The sequence below is a fragment of the Streptomyces himastatinicus ATCC 53653 genome (genome assembly GCF_000158915.1).
Taxonomy (GTDB): domain Bacteria; phylum Actinomycetota; class Actinomycetes; order Streptomycetales; family Streptomycetaceae; genus Streptomyces; species Streptomyces himastatinicus.
In genome coordinates this window covers 4,624,792-4,635,000 of record NZ_GG657754.1, presented here as the reverse complement: position 1 = coordinate 4,635,000, position 10,209 = coordinate 4,624,792, and the positions used below count along the sequence as shown (strand labels likewise).

Here is a 10,209-nt window from a genome sequence, read left to right as displayed (position 1 = left end):
CGCGCCGAGCGCCCGGACGGCGGGCTGTGCCTCCCCGGCACGGGTGTGGGCCCAGGCGACGCGGTCGAGGAACAGGGCCCTGGCCTCGGCGGGCGCGTCCGGCCCCGCCTCCTCGACCGCCGCGAGAGCGAGTCCCAGGCCCTCACGCTCCCGCCCGGTGTTGCTCAACTGGTAGCCGAGGCTGCCCGCGAGATGGGCCACGAGCGGCCCGTCACCGGCCTGCCGCGCGGCCGAGATCCCGATGGTGTAGGCGCGCTCCGCCTGCTCGTGGTGGGCGGCGTCGCTCGCGATCCACCCCGCGATCTGGGCCAGCTCGCCGATCTGCACCAGGAGCGCCCTGCCCACGTCCTCGCTGTGGCTGGTCTCCCGGTACAGCCGTACGGCCGCCCCCAGTTCACGGAAGGCGGGGCCGATCAGGTTGCCCCCCGCCAGCACGTCATCGGCCAGTCGCAGTGCATGCACGCGTGCAGCGAGCCGCGCTACCGTCCCGGCGGCGATACGTCGTCCGGATCGCGCCCCGAGGGGTGCCAGCGGGTCGCCCGGCGGCAGCAGCTCGGCCAGTGAGGCCGAGGGCCCGCCCGGGGCGGTGTCCGACTCGCCCCGGGCGTAGGCGGCGGCCCGCTCCAACTCGCCCACCGCCACCCCAAGCGCCTGCGCCAGGGCGGGCAGCCAGGCATCGGGCACCCGTGCGCCCCGCTCCCACCGTGAGATTTCATGCCGCGTGACGGAGTCCAGTCCGGACAGCGCACACAGCCGCTCCGCCAGTTGCCGCTGGCTCCGGTCCGTGGCCCGCCGAAGGCGTGCGAGATACGCGCCGAACCATGCGCGCCGGTCATCGCTCATCGTGGCCCCCTCCCCGTTCCAGTCTGGCCCCTTCCGGGCCCCCTGGGTGGCTCCTCCGTGAGGTCAACGGAGCCGTTTCGATGGAGTCACGCACTCACGACGGAAGCAGATCACCATGCCGGACCGCACCGCCCGCGACATCGAACCGCCACTGCGTCTGCTGCCCTGGACCACCCCGGACGGCAAACCCTGCTACCTCTCCTCCGACGACGCCGACAGCCGACTGAACCGGCGGGCCGACGAGGTCGAGGCACTACAGCTGGACATGGGGACGGAACTGCTGGCCCACGCCCGCGCCCTGCTGGGCGCCCGCACCGCACACCCCGGGGAACTCCGCTACCTGGCGCACCGGCTGACGGAAGCCCTCCGCGACGCCCTGCGGATCGCCGAGAGCCGCGGTGACCGGCCGGCCCCCGCCGGGAACGCGAACGCCGGGGCCCGCAAGGCCCCGGCGTGCCGTAACCCGGCGCAACCGCCTACCGGTAGTTGACGAACTGGAGCGCGAAGTCCAGGTCCTTCCCCTTCAGCAGCGTGATCACGGACTGGAGGTCGTCCCGGCTCTTCGAGGTGACCCGCAGCTCCTCGCCCTGCACCTGCGCCTTGACGCCCTTCGGGCCCTCATCGCGGATGATCTTGGCGACCTTCTTCGCGTTCTCCTGGGAGATGCCCTCCTGGAGCGAGGCGAAGATCTTGTACTCCTTGCCGGACGCCTGCGGCTCACCCGCGTCCAGCGCCTTCAGCGAGATCCCGCGCTTGACCAGCTTGGACTGGAAGACGTCGAGGATCGCCTTCACCCGCTCCTCGGAGTTCGCGCGCATCTCGATCCGCTCGCCCGACCACTCGATCGAGGCCCCGACGTTCTTGAAGTCGTAGCGCTGGGAGATCTCGCGGCTCGCCTGGTTGAGCGCGTTGTCGACCTCCTGCCGCTCGACCTTCGAGACGATGTCGAAACTGGAGTCGGCCATCTTGAGTTGGCTCCTCGTACGTAGATCCGTCAGTGGCACGGCCCAGCGGACCGTAACCGCCAGCCTAGCCATCCCGGCCATGATCCAGAGGCGATCAACCGGGTGGCGGACCACCCCCGGGGATCAGGTATTGTTTACGTCGTTGCCAGGGAGCAGCGCCGCGGAAGCGGGGCACCTGGCCACATCCCAGGCGGTGTGCCCGAGTGGCCAATGGGAGCGGACTGTAAATCCGTCGGCTTAGCCTACCCAGGTTCGAATCCTGGCGCCGCCACGCTGGGAAAACGGCCCCCGAGCTGCGATGACGCGGCCGGGGGCCGTTGTCGTCGGGCCTCACGGCCTCTTGTGGACTTAATCTGAAACCGTCCGGACATCGAGGGCGGTGATCCCGGGATGGCCAGGTACGAGCAGATCGCCGACGCCCTGCGGCACGGCATCCGCACCGGCCGGCTCCGGCCGGGGGAGCGGCTTCCGGCCGAGGACCGGCTCGCGGTGCGGTACCGGACCAGCGTGCCGACGCTTCAGCGGGCGCTGTCCGAGCTGGTGGCCGAGGGGCTGATCGACAAGCGGCACGGGGTGGGGACCTTCGTCCGTACGCCGCGTCGGCGCGTCGAGCGCAGCAGCGACCGGCATCAGTGGGAGAAGGACCGGGCGCGGCGGCCCCGGGCCGAGCGGCTGCGGACCGGGTCCACGGAGCACGACACCGGGCTGGAGGTGACCGATCTCGCCTTCCATGCCGAGTACCGCGAGACCAAGGCCGACGAGGATCTGGCGGCGGTCTTCGGGGTGCACGTGGGGACGCGGCTGCTGGAGCGGATGTACCGCACCAACTGCCGCGCGGAGGATACCCCCTTCGCGCTGGTGCACTCGTATCTCGTCCACGACCTCGTGGCCGCGAATCCCGAGCTGCTCGACGCCGCCAACGAGCCCTGGCCCGGGGGTACGCAGAACCAGCTCTACACGATCGGCATCGAGCTGGACCGCGTCGAGGAACGGATCACGGCCCGGCCGCCCACGGCGGAAGAGGCCGAGGCGCTCGGCCTCAGGAAGGGGGTGTCGGTGATCCTCCTCCGGAAGATCTGCACCGGCACCGACGGCCGGGTGGCCGAGGTCTCGGACGTGCGGCTGCCAGGAGACCGAACGGAACTCGTCTTCACCACGCCCCTGACAAGGTGGTGACCATGCCAAATGTCATCACGGTCATCACCGCGGTCCACGCCCCGGGCGCCGGGCATCTCCCCGACGCCTACTCGTCGTTGTGCCAGCAGGAGCTGCCGGACGGCTGGGAGTGGCAGTGGGTCGTGCAGGAGGACGGCGAGACCCGCGCCGTACGCCCCTACGTCCCCCACGACGACCGGATCAGCTTCGGCCAGGGCCGGGCCGGGCGGGCGGCCATGGCCCGGACGATGGGGCTCGCCCGCGCCGAGGGCAGTTACGTCAAGGTGCTGGACGCCGACGACATGCTGACCCCCGGCGCCCTCGCCCGCGACCTGCGCGCGCTCAACGAGAACCCGGAGCTCGGCTGGGCCACCTCGCGCGCCCTGGACCTGCTGCCCGACGGCTCCACCGTCGGGTTCGAGGGCGACCCGCCGCAGGGCCCGCTCGCGCGGGGCGCCGTCCTCGACCACTGGAAGACCCACGACTACCGCGCGCAGGTCCACCCGGCGACCCTCTTCGTCCGCCGCGACCTGCTCCTGGCCCTCGGCGGCTGGATGGCCCTGCCCGCCTCCGAGGACACCGGCCTGCTGATGGCCCTGAGCGCGGTCAGCCGCGGCTGGTTCACCGCCGAGACCGGCCTCCTCTACCGCAAGTGGCCCGGCCAGGTCACCAGCCACGCCGCCCACGCGGACGAGGCCGAGCGCAAGGCCCGCTTCGCGGTCGTAGAGGCCCGCGCCCGCGTCCTGGCGTCGCTGGACGGCTGGCGCTACGAGGCGGGCTGATGCCCGAAGCTCAGGGCAGCGTGGCGGCGTCGACGCGGGAGAAGATCAGGTCGCTCTCGGCCGTCACGGGGCCGTGCCACCTGCGGGGGACGCGGGCGGGGCCGTGGATCGCGGGTGGGTAGGTGGCCGCCGCGTAGTCGTTGGTCAGGTGGTAGGTGTGGAAGCCGTGGGACGTCAGGGTTTCCAGCAGCTCTTCGACGGATTCCCCCAGGTCGGCCATCCGCTCCGGGGTGACCTCGATGGTCAGTTCGGCGTCGGGGCGCAGCCTGGGCAGGAGCGGGATCAGGCCGCGGACCACGCCGCCCTCCGCGCCCTCGACGTCGATCTTGATGACCCTGGCCCGGGCGATCTCGTCCTCGGTGAGGAGGTCGGGCAGTGGCCGGGCCGCGATGTCGAAGGTGGACTCGGCCGGGCCGTCGTAGGGGACGATGCTGTTCGCGCCCATGTTGCGGGAGCTGGCCAGGATGAAGGTCAGCAGCTCGTCGCGGTCGGAGACGGCGGCGTTGACGGCGCGGATGTTGGTGGAGCGGTTGCGCCGGGCGTGCCGCAGGAGCAGCTGGTGGAACGTCGGCGAGGCTTCGACCGCGACCACCGTCCCGCCGGGGCCGACGAGGCGTGAGGCGAGGATGCTGTAGTAGCCGATGTTGGCCCCGACGTCCACGAATACGTCGCCCGGCCTCAGCCTGCGCTGGAGCCAGCGCGTCATATGCGGTTCCCAGACGCCGAAGAGGTACAGGTACCGCTGGATGAGGTCCTGGGTGTCGACGGCGAAGGTGGCGCCGAAGCGGGTGCGGGCCAGGCGGTGCAGGGGGCGGTCGCGGAGGGCGGCGTTCAGGTGGCGCTCGACCAGGGCCCGCTTTCCGGCGCTCCAGGGCGCGTGGCGGACGTAGGCGCGGATGAGGTCCAGGGCGGCCTCGTCGAGCCAGGGCATCAGGAGGGACCTCCGGCTTCGGGCCAGGTGGCGCGGGCCGTCGGCGCGCAGGCAAACGCCCGATCGCTGGCGACGGGGGATGCACCAGCGATCGGGCTGTTCCCCAGCGTAACGCGACTGCTCGCGTCAGGGTGCCGACTGGTCGGAACGAACGCGGAGTTGTGATCGTGATCACGCACGGCGGGCCCCTTTCCTCAGCGTCCGCACGGCGGCTCGTAGGACATTCGGGGCAGATACTCGTGCCACTTCTCAGGTGTCAGCACGCCCTCCGTCATCGAGCAGACGCGGCGGATGGCCTTGTCGGTGTCCAGGTCCCACAGCCGGACCGTATCGGCGCCGCTCGACACGCCGAGCATGTGGCTCTGGGGGCTGAACGACAGGAAGTTGCCGATCTTGGCGTTGGGGCTCATCGACTGGCCGATGGCATCGGCCTTGGACGGGACGGTGATGTCCCACAGCCGGACCGCGTTGTCGTTGCCGCCGCTGGCCAGGGTGGTGCCGTCCCGGCTGAGCGTCAGCGACACGATCGAGTCGGTGTGGCCGGTGAGCGGGCGGCCCAGCCGGGTCGCCCTGCGGGGATCGGCGATGTTCCAGAGCCGGACCGTGTTGTCGTCGCTGCCGCTGGCCAGCGTGTCGCCGTCCGGGCTGTACGCGAGCGCGTTGACGGGGCCGAGGTGGCCGGTGAGGGGCTTGCCCAGCGGCACGGTGCGGCGCCGGTCGGTCACCTTCCACAGCCGGATGGTGTTGTCCGCGCTGCCGCTGGCGAGCATGCGGCCGTCCGGGCTGAAGACGAGGGCGTTGACGTAGCCCTTGTGGCCGGTGAGCGGCGCGCCCAGCGGCCGGACCCGCTTCGGGTCGCTGACGTCCCACAGCTGGATGGTGCGGTCGTCGTACACGCTGGCCAGGGTCTTCCCGTCCGGGCTGAAGGCCAGCGCGCCCGCGAACCGGGCCCGCACGTCCAGGGGCGGCCCGGCGGGGACGGGATGGGCCGGGTCGGAGACGTTCCACAGCCGCACCGCGCTCCCCCCGGTCATCACCGCGAAGATGCGGCCGTCGGGGGAGAAGGTCGGCTCCCGCACCTCGCCCTTCCCGGGACTGAACGGCTTGCCCATCGGCACCGGCCGGCCCGGCTTCGCCACGTTCCACATCCGGACCTTCTCGTCGCGCGCCGCCGTGGCGAGCACCCGCCCGTCCGGGCGGAACGCCCCGACCCGGCCGATCATGTCCGACGTCGGGATCGACCACAGGCGGACCGTGTTGTCGCCGCTCCCGGTGGCCAGGGTCCGGCCGTCGGGGCTGAAGCCCAGGGCGTACATCTCGCCGCTGGCCCCCGCCAGCGGCTCACCGACCTGCGACGGATACGCCGGGTCCTGGACGTTCCACAGGCTCGCGGTGCTGTCCTGGCTGGCGGCGGCCAGCATGTTGCCGTCCGGGCTGAAGGCCACGGACCAGACGGGACCGGTGTGGCCGGTGAGCGGCGAGCCCAGCGGCTCCGCGCGGCGCGGATCGCCGACGTCCCACAGCCGGATGGTGTTGTCGGCGGCGCCGCTGGCGAGCGTGCGGCCGTCCGGGCTGAACGCCACGGAGTGGATCAGGTCCGTGTGGCCGGTGAGCGCCTTGCCGATCCGCTTCGGATGGCGCGGATCGGCCATGTTCCACAGCCTGATCGTGCCGTCGTCGCCACCGCCCGCCAGCATCTTTCCGTCGGGGCTGAACGCCACGGAGCGTACGGCGGCGGTGGCGCCGGTCAGCGCCCCGAGCGGCTTCGGCCGTCCCCGGCCGCGCATGTCCCACAGGCGGACCTTGCTGTCATCGGTGGCGGCGGCCAGCGTCTTCCCGTCCGGGCTGAACGCGAGCAGGTAGATCGTGCCGTCATGGCCGGACAGGGGCGCGCCGAGCGGGCGCGGATGCCGGGGGTCGCTCACGTCCCACAGGCGGACCGTGCCGTCGTCACCGGCGCTGGCGAGGGTGCGGCCGTCCGGGCTGAAGACCGCGCTGCTCACCCAGCTGGTGTGGCCGGTCAGCGGCTTGCCCAGCGGCTTGGGGCGCGTCGGGTCGCTGGTGTCCCAGAGCCGGACGGTCCGGTCGTACGCGGCGGTGGCCAGCGTCTTCCCGTCCGGGCTGAAGGAGGTGAGGTAGACGGCGCCGGTGTGGCCGAGCAGCGGGGTGGCCAGCGGCGCGTTCACGATCGAGATCAGCCGGTTCTTCGTGGCCTCGTCGTCCGGCCGCAGCCGGTGGGCGACCAGGGCGAGCTGGGCGGACAGCGACGGATCCCGGTACTCGAAGCGGTCGGCCTCGGTCACCACCTGCTCGAACACCGCGTCGTCCCGCTGCTGCCACGCGATCACCGCCGCGCCGACGGCCACCATCGCCAGCGCGACCAGGGCCGCCACCGCGCCCCGGCTGAGCCAGATGACGCGTCTGCGCAGCCGCACCGAGGCGGCCAGGAACTCCACCGCGCTGCGGGTCAGCAGGGTGTCCCCGGCGGACTTCGCCCAGGTGTGGGCCTGTTCCAGCCGGGAGCCCCGGTAGAGCAGCGACGGATCGCGGTTCATGCCCTCCCAGGCCCGGCCGTCCTCCTCCAGCCGCTGGCGCAGCAGATGGTCGTTGCGGCCCTCGTCGATCCAGTCGCGCAGCCGCGGCCAGGCGTGCAGCAGCGCCTCGTGGGTGATCTCCACGGTCTCCGCGTCGAGGGTCACCAGGCGGGCGCGGACCAGCGCTTCGAGCGATTCCTCCGTCTTCCCGGGTTCCGTCGACTCCTCCGACAGCTGGCGCCGCATCCCCCGCCTGCGGGTGGCCTGGGTGTCCTCGCCCAGCCGGACCAGCCGCAGCAGGAGCAGCCGCGCGGCCGTGCGTGCCGCGGGGTCGAGGCCGGACCAGGCCCGCTCGGCGGTCGCGGCCACCGCGCCCTGGATGCCGCCCGCCGCGCGGTAGCCGGCCAGGGTCAGCCGTCCCGCCTTGCGGCGCTGCCAGGTGGCGAGGAGGGCGTGGGAGAGGAGCGGCAGTACGCCCGCGTCATGGGTGCCGCGGGGGCCGTCGGCGCTCACCTCCCGGACGATCAGTTCCGCCAGCCCCGGTTCGAGTTCAAGACCCACGGCCTTGGCCGGGCCGGTCACCGCCTCGCGCAGCTCGGCGACGGTCAGCGGGCCGAGCACCATGTGGCGGTGCTGGAGCGCGTCGGCCAGTTCGGGGTACGCCAGGCACTGCTCGTAGAAGTCGGCGCGGATGCCGAGGACGACGAGGACGGGGGCGGGGTCACCGGAGGCGGAGGGCGAGCACGCGGCGTGCAGCAGCTGGATGAACGTACGGCGGTCCGCCTCGTCGGCGCCGAGGGTGAACGCCTCCTCGAACTGGTCCACGATGACGACCGGGCGGGCGGCGGAGTCCCCCGCCCACGACGCGACGGCGTCCCGCACCGCGCGTGCGAACCCGGGCGTGCCGGGCTCCTTGCGGAGGGCGTCGGAGAGCCGGGGTATCCGGCGGGTCAGCTCCCCGAGCGGATCGGCGCCCGGCGCGAGCTGGAGCACCTCCCGCGCCGTGCCGTCCTCCAGCGCGGGCACCAGTCCGGCGTTCAGCAGGGACGACTTCCCGGCCCCCGAGGCGCCCACGAGCATGATCAGGCCGCCCGTCTTCTCCGCCGCACTCAGCTGGCGGACGAGCGCCTCCGTGCTCCGCTCCCGGCCGAAGAACCACCGGGCGTCCTCCTGCCGGTACGCGGCCAGCCCCCGGTAGGGGCACACCGCGCCGGGCACGGCCGGGGCGTCGGCCGGGGGCCGCTCCTCCTCGTCCGCGGCTGCCGGGGGGCGTTCGCCGACCGGGTCGGCCACCGCACGCTCCCACAGGCGCTGCCACTGGGCCATGTCGTACAGACCGGTGGACACCGGCGCGCGCCGCAGACGCCGTGCGTCGGGGATGAGTACGTGCAGCACCGCCGCGAGGGCCGCGAACTGGGCGGGTACGTTCTTGGCCCGCCGCCAGTCGCTGATCCGCTGAGCGGACACCCGTACGGGGCGCCCCCGCTCGTCGACCCGCTGAAGCCGGACGACCGCCTCGGCCACGCTCTTCAGGGGAGGGTTACCGGCCTCCCGGTACAGCAGCGCGAGACGTTCCGCGAAGGCCGTGCGTACCCCTGAGTCGGAACTCAAGGTCTCCACTCCTTACTTCCCCCGCGCCTGGATATCCGGACCGGAAAACTCACTTTATACGGATGACCTGCGACGAAGGCCGCGGCCCACAACCGGAACCTCCTCGGCGGACGGCGCAGCTGGCAGGATCACAGCCCAGCAGCGCAGGCGAACGCGGCCGCCCGGCCGGGCCATCGGCCCGGGCCCTGACGGCCGCCGCGTCGACCACCGAACCGGCCCCTCCGCGATCCGCACCCGTACGGGGGGGTGCGGATCGGCACCGCCCCACCGTTCGGCACCGGTCCCCACGTGGGGAGGGACCGGCGCCGAACGCTGTGGGGTGTGAAGGTCGGCCATGCACCGATCCCATGACCGACACGTGCGAAGAGGCAAGGGGTCAGCCGGGATTCACGCCATGATGGCTGAAACCGGCCGGGGTTACCTGTCGAAGTCCAGCTCCAGCATCCGGATCGCGTTGCCGCGCAGGATCTTGTACGTGGTCTCCGGCGACAGCCCCTCGACGTGCTCGGCCGCGATCCGCTTGGTGTGCGGCCAGGTGGAGTCCACGTGGGGGTAGTCGGTCTCGAACGTGGCGTTGTCCACCCCGACGGTGTCGAGCGAGGCGACGCCGTGCCGGTCCCGGAAGAAGCAGCAGTAGATCTGCCGGTAGTAGTACGTGGACGGCGGCTCCGGGATGAGGTCCCGCACACCGCCCCACGCCCGGTGCTCCTCCCACACGTCGTCCGCGCGCTCCAGGGCGTAGGGGATCCAGCCCATCTGGCCCTCGGCGTACGCGAGCTTCAGCCGCGGGAACCTCACCAGGACGCCGCTGAAGAGGAAGTCCATCATCGACGCCATGGCGTTGTTGAAGCTCAACGCCGCCTGCACGGCGGGCGGGGCGTCGGGGGAGGCGGCGGGCATCTGCGAGGACGAGCCGATGTGCATGCACACGACCGTCCCCGTGGCCTCGCACTCGGCGAAGAACGGGTCCCAGTAGCCGCTGTGGATGCTGGGCAGGCCGAGATACGTGGGGATCTCGCTGAACGTCACCGCGCGCACGCCCCGCGCGGCGTTCCGGCGGATCTCCTCCACGGCCAGCTCGACGTCCCACAGCGGGATCAGGCACAGCGGGATCAGCCGCCCGCGGCTGTCACCACACCACTCCTCGACCATCCAGTCGTTGTACGCCCGCACACACGCCAGCCCGACCTCCTTGTCGTCGGCCTCGGCGAAGGTCTGGCCGCAGAAGCGGGGGAAGGTCGGGAAGCACAGCGACGCCTCGACGTGGTTCATCTCCATGTCGGCGATCCGGGCCTTGGGGTCCCAGCACCCGCGGCGCATCTGCTCGCGGGTGATGCCCTCCAGGGTCATCTCGTCCCGCGAGAAGCCGACGGCCGCGATGATCCGCT

Annotated in this window: 8 protein-coding genes and 1 tRNA gene; 4 read left to right on the top strand and 5 right to left on the bottom strand. The window is 72.3% G+C overall.

What is annotated here, in order from left to right:
• A partial coding sequence (locus SSOG_RS19250; RefSeq protein WP_009715915.1) for a helix-turn-helix domain-containing protein occupies positions 1-843 on the bottom strand: 843 nt, incomplete at its 3' end.
• Between the two features lie 115 nt (positions 844-958).
• Here SSOG_RS19250 and SSOG_RS19245 point away from each other — a divergent pair.
• Entirely contained in the window at positions 959-1,333 is a 375-nt protein-coding gene (locus SSOG_RS19245; protein ID WP_009715914.1) for a hypothetical protein, read from the top strand.
• Here SSOG_RS19245 and SSOG_RS19240 read toward each other — a convergent pair.
• On the bottom strand, positions 1,320-1,808 hold the full coding sequence (locus SSOG_RS19240) for a YajQ family cyclic di-GMP-binding protein (RefSeq protein ID WP_009715913.1): 489 nt from the start codon (positions 1,806-1,808) through the stop codon (positions 1,320-1,322). The two genes, SSOG_RS19245 and SSOG_RS19240, sit on opposite strands and share 14 nt — an antisense overlap.
• Positions 1,809-1,997: 189 nt before the next feature.
• On the opposite strand from SSOG_RS19240, the gene SSOG_RS19235 reads away from it, so the two are divergent.
• The 3 genes from SSOG_RS19235 to SSOG_RS19225 all read left to right on the top strand — a co-directional run bounded on the left by SSOG_RS19235 (position 1,998) and on the right by SSOG_RS19225 (position 3,745).
• Positions 1,998-2,079 (top strand) — tRNA-Tyr (locus SSOG_RS19235).
• A 119-nt stretch (positions 2,080-2,198) separates the two neighbouring features.
• Positions 2,199-2,984: a GntR family transcriptional regulator gene (locus SSOG_RS19230; protein WP_009715912.1), complete on the top strand. Its 786-nt coding sequence runs from the start codon at positions 2,199-2,201 to the stop codon at positions 2,982-2,984.
• Positions 2,985-2,986: 2 nt separating this feature from the next.
• Entirely contained in the window at positions 2,987-3,745 is a 759-nt protein-coding gene (locus tag SSOG_RS19225; RefSeq protein ID WP_009715911.1) for a glycosyltransferase family 2 protein, read from the top strand.
• Between the two features lie 10 nt (positions 3,746-3,755).
• On the opposite strand, the gene SSOG_RS19220 is transcribed toward SSOG_RS19225, so the two are convergent.
• The 3 genes from SSOG_RS19220 to SSOG_RS19210 form a co-directional block, all read right to left on the bottom strand.
• Positions 3,756-4,676: an FkbM family methyltransferase gene (locus SSOG_RS19220; RefSeq protein ID WP_039938083.1), complete on the bottom strand. Its 921-nt coding sequence runs from the start codon at positions 4,674-4,676 to the stop codon at positions 3,756-3,758.
• 194 nt (positions 4,677-4,870) lie between these two features.
• Positions 4,871-8,830: a WD40 repeat domain-containing protein gene (locus SSOG_RS19215; RefSeq protein ID WP_009715909.1), complete on the bottom strand. Its 3,960-nt coding sequence runs from the start codon at positions 8,828-8,830 to the stop codon at positions 4,871-4,873.
• A 408-nt stretch (positions 8,831-9,238) separates the two neighbouring features.
• The coding region (locus SSOG_RS19210; RefSeq protein ID WP_039938081.1) for an amidohydrolase family protein at positions 9,239-10,209 on the bottom strand (971 nt) is incomplete at its 5' end.

Coding starts and splice junctions, on each gene's coding strand:
- SSOG_RS19245 (WP_009715914.1), top strand. CDS start 959: ATGCCGGACCGCACCGCCCGCGACATCGAACCGCCACTGCGTCTGCTG.
- SSOG_RS19240 (WP_009715913.1), bottom strand. CDS start 1,808: ATGGCCGACTCCAGTTTCGACATCGTCTCGAAGGTCGAGCGGCAGGAG.
- SSOG_RS19230 (WP_009715912.1), top strand. CDS start 2,199: ATGGCCAGGTACGAGCAGATCGCCGACGCCCTGCGGCACGGCATCCGC.
- SSOG_RS19225 (WP_009715911.1), top strand. CDS start 2,987: ATGCCAAATGTCATCACGGTCATCACCGCGGTCCACGCCCCGGGCGCC.
- SSOG_RS19220 (WP_039938083.1), bottom strand. CDS start 4,676: ATGCCCTGGCTCGACGAGGCCGCCCTGGACCTCATCCGCGCCTACGTC.